Genomic DNA, 20372 nt, shown 5'->3' with positions numbered 1-20372 from the left:
GCCGATAAAGAGGCCGTCCTTCGATGATCGCCCAACTGCACCCCCAGGCGCCTGCCGCCAACTATCCCGAGTTTCTCGAAGCGTTGCGCGCCAGCGGCTTCCGTGGCCAGATCAGTGCCGACTACGGCACGCGCACGGTACTGGCCACCGACAACTCCATCTACCAGCGCCTGCCCCAGGCTGCCGTCTTTCCGGTCGATGCCGACGATGTGGCGCGCGTCGCCAGGCTGATGGGCGAAGCACGCTTTCGCCAGGTCAAGCTGACGCCTCGCGGCGGAGGGACCGGAACCAATGGCCAGTCGCTGACCGATGGCATCGTCGTCGATCTGTCCCGGCACATGAACGAGATCCTCGAGATCAACGTGCAGGAGCGCTGGGTGAGGGTTCAGGCCGGGGTGGTCAAGGACCAGCTCAATGCCGCGCTCAAGCCGCACGGGCTGTTCTTCGCGCCGGAGCTGTCGACGTCCAACCGGGCGACCATCGGCGGCATGATCAATACCGATGCCAGCGGCCAGGGCAGCTGCACCTATGGCAAGACTCGCGACCATGTGCTCGAGCTGCACAGCGTGCTGCTCGGTGGCGAACGCCTGCACAGCCTGCCGATCGACGACCAGACGCTAGAACTGGCTTGCGCGGCTTCCGGGCGGGTGGGGGAGGTCTACCGCACGGCGCGCGACATCCAGCGAACCCAGGCTGAACTGATCGAGCACACCTTCCCCAAGCTCAATCGCTGCCTGACCGGCTACGACCTGGCCCACCTGCGTGACGAACAGGGTCGTTTCAACCTCAACAGTGTCCTGTGTGGTGCCGAAGGATCGCTAGGCTACGTCGTCGAGGCCAAGCTTAACGTACTGCCGATTCCCCGCTATGCGGTGCTGGTCAACGTGCGCTATGCCAGTTTCATGGATGCGCTGCGCGACGCCAATGCACTGATGGCGCTCAAGCCGCTTTCGATCGAGACGGTGGATTCCAAGGTACTGATGCTGGCGATGAAGGACATCGTCTGGGACAGTGTCGCCGAATACTTCCCCGCCGATGCGCAGCGCCCAACCTTGGGCATCAATCTGGTCGAGTTCTGTGGCGACCAGCCTGACGAGGTCCACGCCAGAGTCCGTGCCTTCGTCGAGCATCTGCAGGCCGACACCAGCGTCGAGCGCCTGGGGCACACCCTGGCCGAGGGCGCCGAGGCGGTCACGCGGGTATACGCGATGCGCAAGCGCTCGGTGGGGCTGCTCGGCAACGTCGAAGGCGAAGTGCGTCCGCAGCCGTTCGTGGAGGATACCGCGGTCCCTCCGGAGCAACTGGCCGACTACATCGCCGAATTTCGTGCGCTGCTCGACGGTCACGGTCTGGCGTACGGCATGTTCGGCCATGTCGATGCCGGCGTGCTGCACGTGCGTCCGGCGCTGGACATGAAGGATCCGGCCCAGGCCGCGCTGGTCAAGCCGATTTCCGATGCCGTGGCGGCCTTGACGCGGCGTTACGGTGGCCTGTTGTGGGGCGAACACGGCAAGGGCTTGCGTTCGGAATACGTGCCGGAATACTTCGGCGAGCTGTACCCGGCGCTGCAGCGTCTCAAGGGCGCCTTCGATCCGCACAACCAGCTCAACCCGGGAAAGATCTGCACGCCGCCCGACAGCGCCGAAGGGTTGATCAAGGTGGACGAGGCACCGCTGCGCGGCGAACTCGATCGCAGCATCGACGAACGTGTCTGGCAGAGCTTCGGCAGTGCCGTGCATTGCAATGGCAACGGCGCCTGCTACAACTACGATCCGAACGACGCGATGTGCCCGTCCTGGAAAGCCACGCGCGAACGCCGCCATTCGCCCAAGGGGCGCGCCTCGCTGATTCGCGAGTGGCTGCGGCTGCAGGGCGCGTCCGACGTCGATGTGCTTGCCGCTGCGCGCCAGCCGAGCGGCTGGCTCAAGGGGCTGCCGGCACGCCTGCGCAACGAGCGTGCGCGCCGGCAGGGCCAGGAGGATTTCTCCCACGAGGTGTACGATGCCATGGCTGGCTGCCTGGCTTGCAAGTCATGCGCCGGGCAGTGCCCAGTCAAGGTCAACGTGCCGGACTTCCGTTCGCGCTTTCTCGAGCTGTACCACGGCCGCTACCAGCGTCCGCTGCGCGACTACCTGATCGGCTCGCTGGAATTCAGCATTCCCTATCTGGCTTACGCGCCCGGGCTGTACAACGCAGTGATGGGCTCCAGGTGGGTGAACAAGCTGCTGGCCGAGCAGGTCGGCATGGTCGACAGCCCCTTGATCAGCCGCTTCAACCTGCAATCGACCCTGACCCGCTGCCGGGTCGGCGTGGCGACCGTCCCGGCCTTGAGCGAGCTGACGCCGGCCCAGCGCGAGCGCAGCATCGTGCTGGTCCAGGACGCCTTCACCCGCTATTTCGAAACCCCCTTGCTCGCGGCGTTCATCGATCTGGCCCATCGTTTGGGGCATCGCGTGTTCCTGGCGCCCTACAGCGCCAATGGCAAGCCATTGCACGTACAAGGCTTCCTGGGCGCATTCGCCAAGGCGGCCATTCGCAACGGCAGCCAGCTCAAGGCCTTGGCCGATTGCGGCGTGCCGCTGGTCGGGCTGGATCCGGCCATGACCCTGGTCTATCGCCAGGAATACCAGAAAGTACCGGGGCTCGAGGGGTGTCCGAAGGTGCTGCTGCCGCAGGAGTGGTTGATCGACGTGCTGCCCAGTCAGCCCAGCGCCACCGTTGAGCATTTCCGTCTGATGGCGCATTGCACGGAAAAGACCAATGTTCCGGCCAGTGTCCGGCAGTGGGAACAGGTCTTCGCCAGGTTGGGGCTGAAGCTGACCACCGAGGCGACCGGCTGCTGCGGGATGTCTGGCACCTATGGGCATGAGGCGCGCAACCAGGAGACCTCGCGAACCATTTTCGAACAGTCTTGGGCAAGCAAGCTGGACAAGGAAGGCGAGGCCCTGGCGACCGGCTATTCCTGCCGCAGCCAGGTCAAGCGCCTTGCCGACCGCAAGCTGCGCCATCCGCTGGAAGTGGTACTGCAGCACGTGCGGCCATGACCGGCTGGGCGGCGGTCGCTCCTGCCGTGGGATGCAAACGCCTCAGCGGCCACCTGTAGGAGGCCGCCGTGGCGGGATGGTCCGCAAAGCGGGCCCAGGGTCGGCCAGGCACTTTTCGTACAAAGCCTAGTCTTGGTCGGCGCTGGAGGCGTCTTCGCCGTCCTGCTGGGCAGTTGCTGCAGGCTCGGCATGGGGGGCAACGGAGTGCTCTTCAGGGTTCAGGCTTGGGAAGGGAAGATTCGGGATCTCGTGCATCTCGTCGTCCTCGCTAGTGTCATCGAAGGGGCTGCGCCAGGCGCAGGGGTTCGCAAAGCGGGGGCAGGATACAGCAGCCTCGATGACACTTAGAAGTCCTTGCGTTCCAGCGCCTGCCATCATGCGCGATCCATCGCGCTTCAAGGCAGGCGCGGGTGGGCCGTTTGTCAGACTTTGCGGCCCTCGGCCGACTGGGCGACCTGGTCGGTCCTTGCGGCCATGACGAAGTCGTTGCGGTGCAGGCCCTTGATCGAATGGCTCCACCAAGTGACGGTGACCTTGCCCCATTCCGTCAGCAACCCCGGATGATGCCCTTCGGCCTCGGCGATCTGGCCAACCGCGTTGGTGAAGGCCAGGGCATGCTTGAAGTTTCTGAATGCGAATACTCTTTCCAGCTGCATGATCCCGTCGCGAACTTCGATGTTCCAGTCGGGGATCTCGCGAATCAGTGCTGCCAGTTCCTGTTCGGTGACCTGTGGGGCATCGGCGCGACAGGCTTCGCAGTGGGCTTGGTTCAAGGCGGTCATCAATGGGCTCCGGTCGATGGATGTTCGGGTGGTGGCACCAAGACGCTCAGGCCGCCCGGGGCGGGAACTTGGGCGCGTGCAACCCTAGCTGCATGGCACGCTGGACGAGCGCCATGATGTCTTCATGGGCCAGGTCGAACAAGCGCCTGAGGTTCGGCAAGACGAAGTAGACCGGCTGTAGGATGTCGATGCGGTAGGGCGTGCGCATGGCCTCGAGTGGATCGAAGGGCTGGTGTTCCGGTGTCTCGGACAGGCTGTAGAGGGTTTCCTTGGGCGACGAAAGAATACCACCGCCATAGATCCTGCGGCCCTGGGCGGTCTCGATCAGGCCGAACTCGATGGTCATCCAGTACAGCCGCGCCAGGTACACACGCTCCTGCTTGCTCGCGGCCAGCCCCAGCTTGCCGTAGGTATGGGTGAATTCGGCGAACCAGGGGTTGGTCAGCAGCGGGCAATGACCGAAAATCTCATGGAAGATATCCGGTTCCTGCAGGTAGTCCAGCTCTTGCGGGGTGCGGATGAAGGTCGCCACCGGAAAACGCTTGCTGGCCAGTAGTTCGAAGAAGGTCTGGAACGGGATCAGCGCTGGTACCCGTGCCACCTGCCAGCCGGTGCTGGCAGCGAGCACCTTGTTTATCTCGCCAAGCTGAGGGATCCGCTCGCGTGGCAGCCGAAGCTGCTCGACACCGTCCAGGTATTCCTGGCAGGCGCGTCCTTCGACCACCTTCAGCTGTCGCTCGATCAAGGTATGCCAGACCTGATGGTCTTGCGGCGAATAGTCGATGAAGCCCTGTGGATCCGGTTCGCGTGCCACATAGTGGGTCTGTTTCATGGAAGCTCTCCAGGACGGTTCTTGTTCTTGCCGGCTGACTTGCGCCCAGTAAAGCCAGGGTCGAATAGGCTTTTCCAGTGCTGCGGTCCCTGAACGCCGCCCTAGAAAACCTGACGCTCGTAAAGAAAAGTTTACGAATGGCAGGGTGCGCCCCAGAATCAAGCGTTTCAAACCGATCTTTCAGGCCAATCTGGCAAGAAAACCTGACACGTTTTTCGCCGGCGGTCGATTGTTAGTTCAAGGGAGGCCGTCATGCGTATCAAGGTCCATTGTCAGAACCGCATCGGCATGCTGCGTGACATCCTCGAGTTGCTGGTGTCGTACGGCATCAACGTGGCGCGTGGAGAGGTGGGCGGCGAGCACGGCAACGCCATCTATCTGAACTGCCCGAACCTGATCAACCTGCAGTTCCAGTCGCTGCGTCCGAAATTCGAGGCGATCGATGGCGTCTTCGGGGTCAAGCGGGTCGGACTGATGCCCAGTGAGCGAAGGCACATGGAACTCAATGCCTTGCTCGGTGCCCTGGAGTTCCCGGTACTGTCGGTCGACATGAGCGGCGGTGTCGTCGCTGGCAACCGGGCGGCTGCGCAATTGCTCGGTGTGCGGGTCGACGAGGTACCGGGCCTGTCGCTGGCGCGCCACATCGAGGACTTCGATCTGCCGGAGCTGATGCGAACCGGTCGTTCGCGGATCAACGGGCTACGGCTGAAGGTGCATGGTGACATATTCCTGGCCGACGTCGCGCCACTGCAATCGCAGCTCGATGATACCGAGGCCCTGGCAGGCGCCGTGCTGACCTTGCACCGCGCAGATCGCATCGGTGAGCAGATCTATCATGTGCGCAAGCAGGAGCTGCGCGGCTTCGACAGCATCTTCCAGAGTTCGCGAAGGATGGCGGCGGTGGTCCGAGAAGCCAGACGCATGGCGCCGCTGGATGCGCCGTTGCTGATCGAGGGCGAGACCGGCACTGGCAAGGAGCTGCTGGCCCGTGCCTGTCACCTGGCGAGCCCACGCCGTCAGTCGCCCATGCTTGCACTCAACTGCGCCGGTCTGTCGGAATCGATGGCCGAGACCGAACTGTTCGGCTATGGGCCAGGCGCCTTCGAGGGAGCCCGCGCAGAAGGCAAGCTGGGGTTGCTCGAGCTGACTTCGGGCGGCACGTTGTTTGTCGATGGTGTCGACGAGATGAGCCCACGTCTGCAGGGCAAGCTGTTGCACTTCTTGCAGGAAGGCAGTTTCCGTCGGGTGGGTAGCGACGAGGACGTCTACCTGGATGTGCGGATCGTCTGCGCGACCCAGCTCGACCTGTCCGAACGGTGCGCGCGCGGCGAATTCCGCCAGGATCTTTACCATCGCCTCAGCGTGCTGTCGTTACACATCCCTCCGCTGCGCGAGTGCATGGACGGCCTGGCTGGCCTGGCCGAGCATTTCCTCGACCAGGCCAGCCGGCAAATCGGCTGTCCCGTGCCGCGCCTGGCTCCGGCGGCGCTGGAAAAGCTGGGCCGATATGCCTGGCCAGGCAATGTCCGTCAATTGGAAAACGTGTTGTTCCAGGCAGTTTCAGTATGCGAGGACGGTGTGGTCGGCAGCGCGCATATCCGCCTGCCGGATCATGGCGGGCGTCATCCTCTGAACGGTTTTTCTCTGGAAGGCTCGCTGGCTACTATCGTCGGCCGATTCGAAAGGACGGTGCTGGAAACTTTGCTGCAGGACTATCCAGGCACCCGGGCGCTGGGTAAGCGTCTGGGTGTTTCACATACCACGATCGCCAACAAGTTGCGTGAACATGCACTGGGAAAGTTCAGTGAATAGGAGTCGAGTTACTGAACTTCAATGACGAAGAAGGCAAGTTAACAATCGTTCATCTTCGAACATCGATATCGTGATCGTGTCTTTGCAAATGACCGATCATGTGGCGTCAGGCTTGCATCGATCGCGACGCCCGCGAGGCGACCCAGGCGGCCTGGGTCGTTGTCCCGCGAATGAGGCGCTATGCGACTGCGGGCTCGTCCGGCGCGGGCGGCAGGCGCTCAACCGTTGGAGCAACCGTTGCCCATGACCCGGTATTCCAGGATATGCCGGTGACCTGCGGAATCTTCGTAGGTCATGCGCGCCGGCACCACCGCGCAGACATTGGGGACCGGGCTCACGGACAACACACGGGCGATGTCCAGGGTCTGATCATAGCTGTACTGTTCCACCGGTGTCTCGGCAGTGGCCGTTGCGTCTTCAGCCATGGCTGTGCCGCAGAGACCAGCGAGTACCAATACCAGTAACGCTTTCATGGGGGTTTTACCTGTTCGAAGTCGTGGGGAAGCGCGCGGCTGTGAAAGCCGCGTGAATATCAGGTCAAAGGCATCGAGTGAATGGCGGATCAAGTTGCCCGGCGTGGGGGTCGGAATAAAAGATCCGCGATCGGATTCGAAGTCTGTGTCATGCCGTTGTGGCGGGGATCATTCTAAGGGGCGCGATGAAATGGAAACAGATCAAGTTCTGATAAGATTTTTCTAAGTTTTGACAAAACCTGTAATAATCCTGGCGCCAAGTAGCTGCGGGTGGACGGCCAGCCCCGGGCGCAGGGCATGCCAGGCGGCAGGTTGATTACTACCAATGTCGAATGGCCGCGAGCCTCTTCATGCAGCTACAAACGGTCTCATACAAAAACAACTATTACACCGAGGTATCAAGATGAGTGCGGCTCCACTGTATCCCGTTCGTCCCGAGGTCGCGGCCAGCACGCTGACCGACGAGGCCACCTACAAGGCCATGTACCAGCAATCGGTGATCAACCCGGACGGCTTCTGGCGCGAGCAGGCCCAGCGGCTGGACTGGATCAAGCCGTTCACCAAGGTCAAGCAGACTTCCTTCGATGACCATCATGTGGACATCAAGTGGTTCGCCGACGGCACTCTGAACGTTTCTTCCAACTGCCTCGACCGTCATCTCGAGGAACGTGGCGACCAGCTGGCGATCATCTGGGAGGGCGACGATCCTTCCGAGCATCGCAACATCACCTATCGCGAACTGCACGAGCAGGTCTGCAAGTTCGCCAATGCCTTGCGCGGCCAGGACGTCCATCGTGGCGACGTGGTGACCATCTACATGCCGATGATCCCCGAGGCGGTGGTCGCGATGCTGGCTTGCGCGCGTATCGGCGCGATCCACTCGGTGGTCTTCGGCGGCTTCTCCCCCGAGGCGTTGGCCGGGCGTATCATCGACTGCCGCTCCAAGGTGGTGATCACCGCCGACGAGGGCGTGCGTGGCGGCCGCCGCACCGCGCTCAAGGCCAACGTCGACCTGGCCCTGACCAACCCCGAGACCAGCAGCGTACAAAAGATCATCGTATGCAAGCGCACTGGCGGCGACATCGCCTGGCACCAGCACCGCGACATCTGGTACGAAGACCTGATGAAGGTCGCCTCCAGCCACTGTGCGCCGAAGGAAATGGGGGCCGAGGAAGCCTTGTTCATCCTTTATACCTCCGGCTCCACGGGCAAGCCCAAGGGCGTGCTGCATACCACCGGCGGCTACCTGCTCTACGCTTCGCTGACCCACGAGCGGGTCTTCGACTACCGTCCGGGCGAGGTCTACTGGTGCACCGCAGACGTCGGCTGGGTCACTGGCCATAGCTACATCGTCTACGGGCCGCTGGCCAACGGGGCCACGACCTTGCTGTTCGAGGGCGTGCCCAATTATCCGGACATCACACGCGTGTCGAAGATCATCGACAAGCACAAGGTCAACATCCTCTACACGGCACCGACGGCCATCCGCGCCATGATGGCTGAGGGCCGGGCAGCGGTCGACGGCGCGGACGGCTCGAGCCTGCGCCTGCTCGGCTCGGTTGGCGAACCGATCAACCCGGAAGCGTGGAACTGGTACTACACCACCGTCGGCAAGGAGCGCTGCCCGATCGTCGACACCTGGTGGCAAACCGAGACCGGTGGCATCCTGATCAGCCCGTTGCCTGGCGCCACCGGGCTCAAGCCGGGCTCGGCGACTCGCCCGTTCTTCGGCGTGGTGCCTGCGCTGGTCGACAATCTTGGCAACCTGATCGAGGGCGCGGCCGAGGGCAACCTGGTGATCCTCGACTCCTGGCCAGGGCAGTCGCGCTCGCTGTACGGCGACCATGACCGCTTCGTCGACACCTACTTCAAGACCTTCCGTGGCATGTACTTCACCGGTGACGGTGCGCGTCGCGACGAAGATGGCTACTACTGGATCACCGGACGCGTGGATGATGTGCTCAACGTGTCCGGTCACCGCATGGGCACCGCGGAGATCGAGAGCGCCATGGTCGCTCACGCCAAGGTCGCCGAGGCAGCGGTGGTCGGCGTGCCGCATGACATAAAAGGGCAGGGCATCTATGTGTACGTCACGCTCAATGCCGGTGAAGAGCCGAGCGAGGCCTTGCGCCAGGAGCTGAAGAACTGGGTGCGCAAGGAAATCGGTCCGATCGCCTCGCCGGATGTGATCCAGTGGGCGCCAGGGCTGCCCAAGACCCGCTCGGGCAAGATCATGCGACGTATCCTGCGCAAGATCGCCACCGGCGAATACGATGCCCTGGGCGACATCTCGACCCTCGCCGACCCAGGCGTGGTGCAGCATCTGATCGATACGCACAAGACCATGAAGGCGGCGTGATCGCAGCCCTGCAACACGGGGCGTGCTGACGGCGCTGTCCGAGGTTTTGCAAGGCCGGGCGTCGGAGCAATGGTCTTTCGCACTCACTTTGAGCCTGTCATCCGACGGGCTCCTCCCTCCACGGCGACCCATCGCGGCCGGTCCGGCGCTCCGGCGGCGGCCGCTGGTACCTGTTACCGTGCTGCCCAGTTGCTTCCAGACGCATGGCTTTCCCCGCAAGATTTCATGTCAGACTTGCCGTAGCCAAAGGGTTTGCGAATAATAGGCCCGCTAATTGCTTGACTCTCTGGTTGGATCCTTTTTGCTCTTGCATATCATGGCTGAGCTGTCAATATCGCCGGACGCGATTTCTGGCGCTTCTATAAGTAGTTGTCGCTTTGAAGAAATATCGACCAGTCGCCTGCCGCTAGAATGCAATCGCGCGCTCATGGCCGCGTGATCGGCGGCTGGCCTTGTCCCCCTTCGCATAGCGGGCAGTATCGATCCTGCCTTTTATTGCCTGTACCCGATGGAGCTACCAGATGAAGAAACTCGCACTGCTTGGCGCCCTGGCGCTGTCCGTGTTTTCCCTGGCATCGCTGGCCGACTCGAAGCCGCTGAAGATCGGCATCGAGGCAGCCTATCCACCCTTCGCCTTCAAGCAGCCCGACGGTAGCCTGGCCGGCTTCGACTACGATATCGGCAATGCCCTGTGCGAAGAGATGAAGGCCAAGTGCACCTGGGTCGAGCAAGAGTTCGACGGTCTGATCCCGGCGCTCAAGGTACGCAAGATCGATGCGATCCTGTCGTCGATGTCGATTACCGAGGATCGCAAGAAGTCGGTCGACTTCACCAATCGCTACTACCTGACCCCGGCACGCCTGGTGATGAAGGAAGGCAGCGCGGTCAGCGCGGACCTGCACGAGCTGGCCGGCAAGAAGATCGGTGTCCAGCGCGGTTCGATCCATGATCGCTTCGCCAAGGAAGTCTTCGCGCCCAAGGGCGTCACCGTGGTGCCATACGGTACCCAGAACGAGATCTACCTGGATGTCGCCGCTGGCCGGCTCGACGGTACGGTCGCCGATGCCACCCTGCTCGAGGACGGTTTCCTCAAGACCGACGCCGGCAAGGGCTTCGCCTTCGTCGGTCCTTCCTTCACCGACGCCAAGTACTTCGGCGACGGCATTGGCATCGCGGTCCGCAAGGGCGACGACGCCAACCGCGAGCGCATCAATGCGGCCATCGATGCCATCCGCGCCAACGGCAAGTACAAGCAGATCGAAGCCAAGTACTTCAACTTCGATATCTATGGCGCCGATGACCAGGCCCAGGCTGCGCAATAATCCATACATTCACACCTGTCCAATGGTGCAAACAGCAGAGATCCTGTGGTTTGCACCATTTTCATTTTCCAGGTCGAGGACCTCATCATGTTGAAAGGCTACGGGGCAGTCATCCTCGACGGGGCATGGCTGACACTGCAGCTTGCCCTGTCTTCCATGGCCCTGGCCGTCGTGCTCGGCCTGATCGGCGTCGCCCTGCGTCTGTCGCCGGTGCGCTGGCTGGCCTGGCTGGGCGACGTGTACTCCACGGTGATACGCGGCATCCCGGACCTGGTCCTGATCCTGCTGATCTTCTACGGCGGCCAGGATGTGATCAATCGGGTCGCGCCGCTGCTCGGCCATGACGACTATATCGATCTCAATCCGCTGGTCGCCGGTATCTGCACGCTGGGCTTCATCTTCGGCGCCTATCTCTCGGAGACCTTCCGGGGCGCGTTCCTCGGCATCCCCAAGGGCCAGGCCGAGGCAGGACGGGCCTATGGCATGAATGAGCGTCAGGTGTTCTTCCGGATCATGGTGCCGCAGATGATCCGCCTGGCCATCCCCGGCTTCACCAACAACTGGCTGGTGCTGACCAAGGCCACCGCGCTGATTTCCGTGGTCGGCTTGCAGGACATGATGTTCAAGGCCAAGCAGGCGGCCGACGCCACCCGCGAGCCGTTCACCTTCTTCCTGGCGGTGGCGGCGTTGTACCTGGTCATCACCAGTGTCTCGCTGCTGGCACTCAAGCGACTGGAGAAACGTTATTCCGTGGGCATCAAGGCGGCCGAGCTATGATTTTCGACTACAACGTGGTGTGGGACGCGCTGCCGCTGTATTTCGCAGGCATGCTGGTGACCCTCAAGCTGCTGGCGATCTCGTTGTTCTTCGGTTTGCTGGCGGCCATTCCACTGGCCATGATGCGGGTGTCGCGCCAGCCCGTGGTCAACTTCGTCGCCTGGCTGTACACCTACGTCATCCGGGGCACCCCGATGCTGGTGCAACTGTTCCTGATCTACTACGGCCTGGCCCAGTTCGAAGCCGTACGCCAGAGCATCTTCTGGCCATGGCTGTCGAGCGCCACGTTCTGCGCCTGCCTGGCGTTCGCCATCAATACCAGCGCCTATACCGCCGAGATCATCGCTGGCAGCCTCAAGGCCACCCCGCATGGCGAGATCGAGGCCGCCAGGGCGATGGGCATGGCGCCGTTGAAGATGTATCGACGCATCCTGCTGCCGTCGGCCCTGCGCCGGGCGCTGCCGCAGTACAGCAACGAGGTGATCATGATGTTGCAGACCACCAGCCTGGCTTCCATCGTCACGCTCATCGACATCACCGGTGCGGCGCGTACGGTCAATGCCCAGTATTATCTGCCTTTCGAGGCCTACATCACGGCAGGCGTGTTCTACCTGTGCCTGACCTTCATCCTGGTGCGCCTGTTCAAGCTGGCCGAACGCCGCTGGCTCGGCTACCTGGCGCCACGCAAGCACTGATCGCATCGTGAGAACCGACAGCATGTACAAACTACAAGTCCAGGGCCTGCACAAGCGCTACGGCAGCCATGAGGTGCTCAAGGGCGTCTCGCTGTCTGCCAAGGCAGGCGACGTGACCAGCATCATCGGCTCCAGCGGATCGGGCAAGTCGACCTTCCTGCGCTGCATCAACCTGCTCGAGCAGCCACACGCCGGCAGGATCCTGCTCAACAACGAGGAACTCAAGCTGGTGGCGGGCAAGGACGGCGCGCTCCGGGCCGCCGAGCCAAAGCAGCTGCAGCGCATGCGCGCACGCTTGTCGATGGTGTTCCAGCATTTCAATCTGTGGGCGCACATGACTGCCTTGCAGAACGTCATCGAGGCGCCGGTGCACGTGCTGGGCATCGATCGCAAGCAGGCGCTGGAGAAGGCCGAGCACTACCTGGCCAAGGTCGGAGTGGCCCATCGCAAGGATGCCTATCCGGGACACATGTCCGGGGGCGAGCAGCAACGGGTGGCCATTGCCCGCGCCTTGGCCATGGAGCCTGAGGTGATGCTGTTCGATGAACCGACCTCGGCGCTCGACCCGGAGCTGGTAGGCGACGTGCTCAAGGTCATGCAGTCGCTGGCCCAGGAAGGCCGGACCATGGTCGTGGTCACTCACGAAATGGGCTTTGCCCGCGAAGTGTCCAACCAGCTGGTGTTTCTGCACCAAGGCAAGGTCGAGGAAAGCGGCGATCCACGCCAGGTACTGGCCAATCCCCAGTCGGAGCGCCTGAAGCAGTTTCTTTCCGGCAGCCTGAAGTAGGCACTGCCGACTTGCACCGAAATAGGGCATGCTACGCCCCTGGCGTTGCAAGCCCTGGCGCCATCGACTCGATCGACTTCAGGTTTCGGACCCTTCTATGACCTCCCAGCGAATCGGTTTTCTCATCTGGCCCAGTACCAGGGCGCTGACCTTGGCCTTGGCCGAGGATGTGCTGCAGGTGGCCCGACGGCTGCAGGCGGATGCGGCGTACGAGCTGGTCTTTCTGCAGGCCGAGGCACCGCTGGAGGGCGACTGGCGTCTGCCTGGCACTGCCTGGGCCGGCCGTCTGGAGGGTCTGGATACCTTGTTCCTGCTGGCTGACGAGCCACCGTTGGCCGTCGCTCCGGCGCTTGCCGGGGCGCTGCGCCAGCTGGCCAGGAGTGGCTGCATGATCGGCGGCTTGTCCGCCGGGGTCTATCCGCTGGCCTTGCTGGGCCTGCTCGAGGGTTATCGCGCGGCCGTCCATTGGCGCTGGCAGGACGATTTCGCCGAGCGCTTCCCCAAGGTGATCGCCACCAGCCATCTGTTCGACTGGGACCGTGACCGGCTGACCGCCTGCGGCGGCATGTCGGTGGCAGACCTGATGCTCGCGGTGCTGGCGCGCGACCATGGCGCCGAGCTGGCCGGGGCGGTTTCCGAGGAGCTGGTGGTGGAGCGTATCCGCGAAGGCGGCGAGCGCCAACGCATTCCGCTGCAGAACCGCCTGGGCTCCAGCCACCCCAAGCTAACCCAGGCGGTGGTCTTGATGGAGGCCAATATCGAGGAGCCGTTGACCACCGACGAAATAGCCCAGCATGTCTGCGTTTCGCGTCGCCAGCTGGAGCGTATCTTCAAGCAGTACCTCAACCGGGTACCGAGTCAGTACTACCTGGAGCTGCGCCTGAACAAGGCGCGCCAGATGCTGCTGCAGACCAGCAAGTCGATCATCCAGATCGGCTTGTCCTGCGGCTTTTCCTCCGGGCCGCACTTCTCCAGCGCCTACCGCAACTTCTTTGGCGCGACACCGCGCGAGGACCGTAACCAGCGTCGTGGCAGCAGCCCGTTCGAAGCTGGCGCGGCACCCGCCGAACGAGGCTGAGCGTCATCGCTTTGAACGCCGCCGGTCATCCCCGGTCTGCCTATAATGCGTGCTTTTCTTGACGGTAGAACCTGATGACTGCTCTGTCCGAAGCCCTGCAATCCTGTGACATGCTGCTGATCGATGGCCTGCATGCCTTCGACTTCACCTTCGATGCCGAGGGTCTTTCGATCGAATGCATCGATGGCCGTGAGCATCGGCGCTGGCGCTTCTCGCTCGAGCAGGTTGCAGCCGCGACGGCAGAGGGCGAGCAATGGCGCCTGAGCGATTCGCAGGGCGAGCATCGACTGGTCTGCATGGACGCTCTGCGCGCTCCGGAAGAGGATGAAGATGACGACACTCGAGAAGATACTGGGGGCTAGCCTGATGAGCCTGACGATCCAAGCCCATGCTGCCGGCCTGCTGGTCGGTGGTTATACCCAAGGCCAAGGCGAGGGCATCTATCGCTACCAGTTCGACACGCGCACAGGGCTGATCGACGCCCAGGCGCGCCAGCTGGTCAAGAGCGACAACCCCTCCTGGCTGGTGCTGTCGGAGGACCAGCGCCTGCTGTTCGCGGTCAACGAAGTGGGGCAGGGCAAAGGCCGGGTCAGCAGCTTCTCGGTAAGTGCCGAGGGTCTGATCGAGCCGCTTTCGCAGGTCTCCAGCCAAGGTGACGAGCCGACCCATGCCAGCCTCAGCCAGGACCGGCGCTACCTGATGGTAGCCAATTATTCCGGCGAACCGGTACCCGGTGGCAGCCTGGCAGTCTTGCCGGTGGACAAGGATGGACGGCTTGCGCAGGCGATCCAGCAGCAGCGTCACGCGCCCAGTGGCGTGGACCCGGAGCGTCAATCCGGGCCTCACGTGCACTCGGCGGTTTTCTCCCCCGATGGCCTGTATCTGTATGCCAGCGACCTGGGCGCCGACAAGGTCTTCATCTACCGCTACGACGCTGCCAGCCCCACGCAGCCACTGAGCCCGGCGCAACCGGCAGCGGTGAGCCTGCCGCCAGGCAGCGGTCCTCGGCACCTGCTGTTCGATGCCCAAGGCGAGCATGCCTACCTGACCTTGGAAATGAGCGGGGAGGTGGTGATGTTCGATGTCGAGGATGGCGCCTTGCTCGAGCGTCAGCGCCTGCCATTGACCGAGCGCGACGACCCCCAGGCCAAGGCCGGCGGTGGCCTGCACCTGTCCAGCGATGGTCGCTTCCTTTACGTGAGCAATCGCGGCACGGCCAATCAGGTCGTGGTCTATGCCGTGGACAGCGAGAACGGCCGCCTAACCCTGATACAAAGGCGTTCGTCCGAAGGCCGGGAGCCACGCGAGTTCGCCATCGATCCGAGCGGCCATTATCTGCTGGTGGCCAACCAGAAAAGCGATCGCATCGTGGTGATGCGACGCGACCCGCTCAGCGGCGAGCTGGGCGACACCGTGCAGGCCCTGGCGCACGGCGCGCCATCGGACTTCGAGTTCCTCGACTGAGCACCCGGCCGGGCCAAGGCGTGACGCCTGCGGCTCCGGCCGGCCCGCTAGCCGACCACCTGCACATCGCTCAAGCCATTGCCACGTCGGCGAACCTGGATCTGCACCGGGATCCTTTCGTGCATCTCCTGTACATGAGAGATGACGGCAACCTTGCGCCCCTGGGCCTGCAAGCCGTCCAGCGCATCCATGGCCAACTGCAACGATTCCGGATCGAGACTGCCGAAACCTTCGTCGATGAACAGCGACTCGATGCGCAAGGTGCTCGAGGCCATCGAGGCCAGGCCAAGCGCCAGGGCCAGGGACACGAGGAAGGTCTCGCCGCCTGACAGCGAGTGCACCGAACGCAGCTCGTCGCCCATCTCGGTATCGAGTACCAGCAGCCCCAGCGAACTGCCGCCGCGCTTGAGCCGATAGCGTCGGGCCAGCTGGCGCAGCTGGCCGTTGGCATGGTGCAGCAGCAGGTCCAGGTTGTAGCCTTGGGCGAGCTTGCGGAAGGTGTCGCCGGACGCCGAACCGATCAGCGCGCTCAGGCGTGCCCAGCGCTGCCACTGGCCATGGGCCGCCTCGATCTCTGCGGCCAGGGCCTGGTAGGCCAGCCGTCGGCGCTGGTCTTCGGCCTGCTCGGCACGCAGCTCGGCGCAGCGCTGTTCCTGGCCGGCCAGGCGCTCCTGCAACTGCGCCAGGAAGTGTTCCAGGTTTTCGGCCGACGGCGGGGCTTGTACCAGCGTGGCATGCTGGCGCAGGCGTGCATCGCGTTCCTCGAGCAGCACTCGTGCCTGTTCGACAGCCTTGTCGGCTGCTTGCACGGCCTGGCTTATCTGCTCCAGGTGCGCGTCGTCCATGACCAGCAAGCGCTCGAGCGCAGCGTCGTCGAGCTCGGCATGGTTGGCTCGCCAGCCGGCGATAGCGTGCTGCAGCTGCCGATCTTCCTCCTGCAAGGCGGCGTGACGCGCCTGTTCGGCCTTGAGCTCGCCGCTGAGCGTTATCAGCTGTTCGCGGGCCTGCTGCAGTTGCTGGACGGCCGCGGCCTCGTCGTCGCGGGCCTGCTGCAACTGCTGCTGCAACTGACGCTGCCAGTCATCGGCGCTGGCGTGCCCGTTGAGCAGGTCGGCCAGGCGCTGGTCGAGCTGCCGGCGCTGCGCATCCAGGTCGTCCAGCTGGCGGGCAAGCTCCAGCTGATGCTGCCGGCATGCCTGCAGCTCGTTGTCCAGGCTTGCCAGATGCTGCTGGCGCTGCTGTCGTTGCTGCTGGTGCTCTTGCTGTTGCGCCTGTTGTCGCAGGCGCAGGGTGACCTGTTGGTCGAGTTCCAGGAAGGCTTGCGCCGGCTGCTCGCGCAAGCCTTGCAGGCGCGCTTCGGGGAGCAGCTCGGAGAAGGCCGCCAAGGCCTGCTCGAGGTTCTGCGTGTCGGCTGCCAGTGCCTGCTGCTGCTGGTCCAGGCGTTGTCGGGTCTGTTGCTGCGTCTGGCTGGCCGACTGCAGTTGCTGGTTGAAACGAGCCGCCTGCTTTTGCACATCGAGCAACTGCGCCTGGCGTCGCTCGTCACGACTGATCTCGTCGTCGAGCCGGCGTTGCTGGGCTTTTAGCCAGGTGCCACGGGCCGGCCCATCCAGGTCCAGCAATGCCGGCCACAACGAGTGAGCGGCAAGCTGTTCGGCCAGTGGTTGCAGTTGCTCGGCCAGTTGTCGTTGCTGGCGCTGGTATTCCTTGATCTGCCCATTGAGCACGCCCACCAGGGTGCGCAATTCCTCCAGGCGCGCCTTGAGCGTATCGACCGTGGCCTTGGCGCGTGCCTGCTCGGCCTGGTCATGCTGGTCGAGGCGTTCGAGCAACGGCTCGGATGCACGATACGGATGCTCCGCGCTGCCACAGACCGGGCAGGGTTCGCCTGGTTGTAGCTGGGCGCGCAGCTGCTCGACGCTGGCGCTGCGCGCCAGGCGCTGACGTTCGAGCAATTGCTGGGTGATGTTCAAGGCCTGTTCGGCCGCCTCCAGCTCGGCCTTGACGGCCTGGCCCTCGACGATATGGCGCTGGCGCTCCTGCAAGGCGTGCTGCTGGCGCTCGCGCACGGCCTGATCGCTCTGCTCGAGTTCCCGCTGATGGTCATGCAGACGTGCAAGCGCCTCGACAGCGCGTTGCTGCTTGCGGTTCTGCTGCAACAGGTTGCCCAGCAAGTCGAGTTGTTCGGGCAGCGCCTGCGGTTCGACCTCGGCTTCCTGGAACAGCAGGGCACAGGCCTGTTGGTGTTCCAGCAGCTGCGCCTCGGCCTGGCTGGCCTGCTCCTGCAGGGCGGGCAACTCCCGGCGGCCCTGGGCCAGCCGATCGCCGACCTGCAACAGCTGCTGCAACTGGCCGCGGTACGCCTGCCAGGCATTGCCAAGCCTCTCCAGCGCGGCACTTTCGGCCAGCGCCGCCTCGATCGCGGCCAACTGCTCCTGGTCCTGCCGCTGGCGTGCCTGCCCCTCGTGAAGTTGCGCCTGCACGCTGGCCAGCGCCTGGTCGGCCTGGGCGATGGCTTCAGTCAGCCCGCTTCGTTCCAGCGCCAGGCGTGCCAGATGATCCTGGCTGGCGTAGGCCTGGCGCAGCGAAGCTGCGCTTTGCGCCTGTTGCGCCTGGGCCTGGGCGCAGGTCAGGCGAGCCGCTTCGAGCGTCTGTTGCTGTTGGCTGATGCACGCTTGCAACTCGACCTGGCTGTGTCGTCGCAGCTCCAGTGCGGCGGCCAGCGGCGCCAGCTGGGCGGCCACCAGGCGCTGGCGCTGGAACTGGTGCCGCTGCGGCGCCAGGCGCTGCAACAGCTGTACGTCGCGGCGCTGGGCGCTCAGCCGAGCCGCCTCGTGCTGGGCCGTTTGCAGGGCCTGCTGCGCGGCTGCCAGCTGCGCCTGCAACTGGGCTTGCTCGCGCAGCCAGGCACGTTGCAGCTCCAGCTGACGCAGGCTTGTCTGGCTGTCGCGGTATTCGCCCAGCGCCTGCTCCAGGCGCTGCTCGAGCTCGGCACGGGCCTGCTCGGCCAGCGGCATCAGGTGCACGGCGCGGGCCTGCAGGTCCCGGTGGAGCTCACCGGCCTGCTTGGCCTTGCCGAAGGCGCGTTGGCCCAGCCGCGTGTAGATGGACGTGTTGGTGAGCTTTTCCAGCAGCTCGCTGCGTTCCTTGTCGTCAGCCTTGAGAAAGGCGCTGAACTCGCTCTGGGCGAGCATGACGGCACGGGTGAACTGCTCGAAGTTCAGGCCCAGGCGCGCCTCGAGCAGCTGCTTGTACTCGCTCTTGCTCTGGTTGCTCAGCAGTTGCCCGGTATCCAGATCATGCAGGCTCTGGCGACTATGCTGCAGCTTGCCCGCGGCCTTGTCGCGGGCGCGGTTGGCCTCCCAGCGGGCGCGATAGCGGTGGCCATCGGTGCCGACGAAGTCGACCTCGGCGTAGCCGCTACCAGTGCCGCGTCGCAGCAGCGTGCGCGGGTCCCAGGTGGCCAGGTCGCCGTCGGCGTCCGGCACCTTGGCTTCGCGCGAGACATCGCCCAGACGTGGCACGTTGCCGAACAGGGCCAGGCACAAGGCATCGAGCAAGGTGCTCTTGCCGGCGCCGGTCGCACCGGTGATGGCGAACAGCCCGGCGCTGGCCAACGGCTCGGCGGTGAAGTCGATGTCCACCGGGCCGGCGAGCGAGGCCAGATTCTTCAGGCGAATGGCGAGGATCTTCATGATTTGTGCTCTTCCAGCTGGACGTCCTGCAGCAACAGGGCGAAATCGTCGAGCAGCTGCTTGTCGGCGGGCTGCCCGTAAGCCTGGAGCCAGGCCCGGGCGAACAAATCCTGGGGGGTGATCTCGCCCAGTTCGATCAGGGCCTGGTCAACTTGTTCATCCAGGCCGGGACCTGCGTATTCGGCGCTGATGCGTACCAGGCGCACCGCCTTGCCAGCGAGCGCGGCTTCGATCTGCTGGCGCAGGTCCGGTCGTGGTTCGTCCAGCCGCACCTTGACTTCCAGCCATGGCTGGTGCTGCGGATCTTCCAGCAAGTCGACCGCCGGCAGGGCCGCAAGCGCTTCGAGCAGCTCGTCCAGGGGCGCTGGACCGAAACGCTTCAAGGCAACCGCACGGGGCACCAGGCGCGCTTCGACGCTGACCAGTTCGGCGCCGTCGAGCTCCACTTCGAGGATCTGGTGCGGGTAGCCGATCTCGGCGAACGACAGTGGGATCGGCGAGCCGCTGTAGCGGATCCGTTCTTCCCGATTGACCCGCTGCGGCTTGTGCAAGTGGCCGAGCGCTACGTAGCTGACGCACTTGTCGAACAGTCGCGCCGGCAGGGCTTCGGCGTTGCCGATGATCAAGCTACGCTCGGAATCCTCGGATACCGCGCCACCGGCCATGTGCGCATGGCCGATGGCGACCAGGGCCTGGTCCTTTCTGCGCTTGGCCTGGGCCGCGGCGATCAGTTGCTGGTGCACCTGCGTCACGCCTTCCAGGAAGTCGTCGCCCAGATGCGCTCCGGTCACTTCCGCCGGACGCATGAACGGTAGGGCCAGGCACCAGGCACAGACCTTGCCACGCGCATTGGTCAGCGGTATCAGCAGGCGCTCGGCATCGAGCTGGCCGTCGTCGAGCCAATGCACCCGGCCCAGGGCGTGAGCGCGCAGGCGCCGCATCAGAACGGCGGGCAGTTCGATGCGCGAGCCCGAGTCGTGGTTGCCGGCGATCATCACGATATCCAGCCTGGGCTGCTGTTCATGGGCCTGGACGATGAAGTCGTAGAGCCGTTCTTGTGCCTTGACCGGAGGATTGACCGTATCGAAGATGTCGCCCGCGATCAGCAGGGCATCCGGCTGGCGCAGCTTGAGCTGGCCGAGCAGCCAGTCGAGAAAGCAGGCATGTTCGAAGTCACGTTCCTGGCCGTGCAGGGTCTGCCCCAGGTGCCAGTCGGAAGTATGAAACAGACGCATCGAAAGAGAGGTTCCAC

General features: G+C 64.0%; 15 protein-coding genes. 10 read left to right on the top strand and 5 right to left on the bottom strand.

Annotated features, from left to right (window positions below):
• Positions 1-23: 23 nt before the first annotated feature.
• Positions 24-3044, top strand: coding sequence for a D-2-hydroxyglutarate dehydrogenase YdiJ (gene ydiJ, locus ACY8GK_RS09345; protein WP_462402873.1), 3021 nt, complete (start codon positions 24-26; stop codon positions 3042-3044).
• Between the two features lie 422 nt (positions 3045-3466).
• On the opposite strand, the gene ACY8GK_RS09340 is transcribed toward ydiJ, so the two are convergent.
• Positions 3467-3826 (bottom strand): 4a-hydroxytetrahydrobiopterin dehydratase, encoded by a 360-nt coding sequence (locus ACY8GK_RS09340; protein WP_196181018.1) that lies wholly within the window; start codon positions 3824-3826, stop codon positions 3467-3469.
• A gap of 46 nt (positions 3827-3872) precedes the next feature.
• Positions 3873-4658 (bottom strand): phenylalanine 4-monooxygenase, encoded by a 786-nt coding sequence (phhA, locus tag ACY8GK_RS09335; protein WP_196181016.1) that lies wholly within the window; start codon positions 4656-4658, stop codon positions 3873-3875.
• A gap of 252 nt (positions 4659-4910) precedes the next feature.
• Between phhA and ACY8GK_RS09330 the strand changes: the two genes are divergently transcribed.
• Positions 4911-6470, top strand: coding sequence for a sigma-54-dependent transcriptional regulator (locus tag ACY8GK_RS09330; protein ID WP_462402872.1), 1560 nt, complete (start codon positions 4911-4913; stop codon positions 6468-6470).
• A 218-nt stretch (positions 6471-6688) separates the two neighbouring features.
• Here ACY8GK_RS09330 and ACY8GK_RS09325 read toward each other — a convergent pair whose 3' ends face one another.
• On the bottom strand, positions 6689-6943 hold the full coding sequence (locus tag ACY8GK_RS09325) for a DUF2790 domain-containing protein (RefSeq protein WP_462402871.1): 255 nt from the start codon (positions 6941-6943) through the stop codon (positions 6689-6691).
• A 403-nt stretch (positions 6944-7346) separates the two neighbouring features.
• Between ACY8GK_RS09325 and acs the strand changes: the two genes are divergently transcribed.
• The 8 genes from acs (at position 7347) to ACY8GK_RS09285 (ending at position 15425) form a co-directional block, all read left to right on the top strand.
• Positions 7347-9302, top strand: coding sequence for an acetate--CoA ligase (gene acs / locus ACY8GK_RS09320; protein WP_462402870.1), 1956 nt, complete (start codon positions 7347-7349; stop codon positions 9300-9302).
• A gap of 521 nt (positions 9303-9823) precedes the next feature.
• A complete protein-coding gene (locus ACY8GK_RS09315) occupies positions 9824-10624 on the top strand; it encodes an ABC transporter substrate-binding protein (RefSeq protein WP_196181008.1) in 801 nt (266 codons plus the stop codon).
• Positions 10625-10711: 87 nt separating this feature from the next.
• Complete coding sequence (locus ACY8GK_RS09310; protein WP_462402869.1) at positions 10712-11401, top strand: ABC transporter permease; 690 nt, start codon at positions 10712-10714, stop codon at positions 11399-11401.
• Positions 11398-12096, top strand: coding sequence for an ABC transporter permease (locus ACY8GK_RS09305; protein ID WP_196181004.1), 699 nt, complete (start codon positions 11398-11400; stop codon positions 12094-12096). Before ACY8GK_RS09310 ends, ACY8GK_RS09305 begins: the two co-directional genes overlap by 4 nt.
• Before the next feature lie 22 nt (positions 12097-12118).
• Positions 12119-12883 carry an ABC transporter ATP-binding protein gene (locus ACY8GK_RS09300; protein WP_196181002.1) on the top strand — a complete coding sequence of 255 codons (765 nt, stop codon included), beginning with the start codon at positions 12119-12121 and terminating at the stop codon, positions 12881-12883.
• 97 nt (positions 12884-12980) lie between these two features.
• A complete protein-coding gene (gene argR, locus ACY8GK_RS09295) occupies positions 12981-13961 on the top strand; it encodes a transcriptional regulator ArgR (protein ID WP_196181000.1) in 981 nt (326 codons plus the stop codon).
• 74 nt (positions 13962-14035) lie between these two features.
• Entirely contained in the window at positions 14036-14323 is a 288-nt protein-coding gene (locus ACY8GK_RS09290; protein WP_196180999.1) for a DUF5629 family protein, read from the top strand.
• 4 nt (positions 14324-14327) lie between these two features.
• On the top strand, positions 14328-15425 hold the full coding sequence (locus ACY8GK_RS09285; protein ID WP_462402868.1) for a lactonase family protein: 1098 nt from the start codon (positions 14328-14330) through the stop codon (positions 15423-15425).
• A gap of 47 nt (positions 15426-15472) precedes the next feature.
• On the opposite strand, the gene ACY8GK_RS09280 is transcribed toward ACY8GK_RS09285, so the two are convergent.
• Both ACY8GK_RS09280 and ACY8GK_RS09275 read right to left on the bottom strand, forming a co-directional pair.
• Entirely contained in the window at positions 15473-19120 is a 3648-nt protein-coding gene (locus ACY8GK_RS09280) for an AAA family ATPase (RefSeq protein WP_462402867.1), read from the bottom strand.
• A complete protein-coding gene (locus ACY8GK_RS09275) occupies positions 19117-20355 on the bottom strand; it encodes an exonuclease SbcCD subunit D C-terminal domain-containing protein (RefSeq protein WP_196180996.1) in 1239 nt (412 codons plus the stop codon). Before ACY8GK_RS09275 ends, ACY8GK_RS09280 begins: the two co-directional genes overlap by 4 nt.
• Between the last annotated feature and the right edge of the window lie 17 nt (positions 20356-20372).

It is taken from the genome of Pseudomonas sp. Marseille-QA0332 (assembly GCF_054950175.1).
Note: the sequence above shows the minus strand (reverse complement) of the source record. Positions and strands in the feature narration are given on the sequence as shown.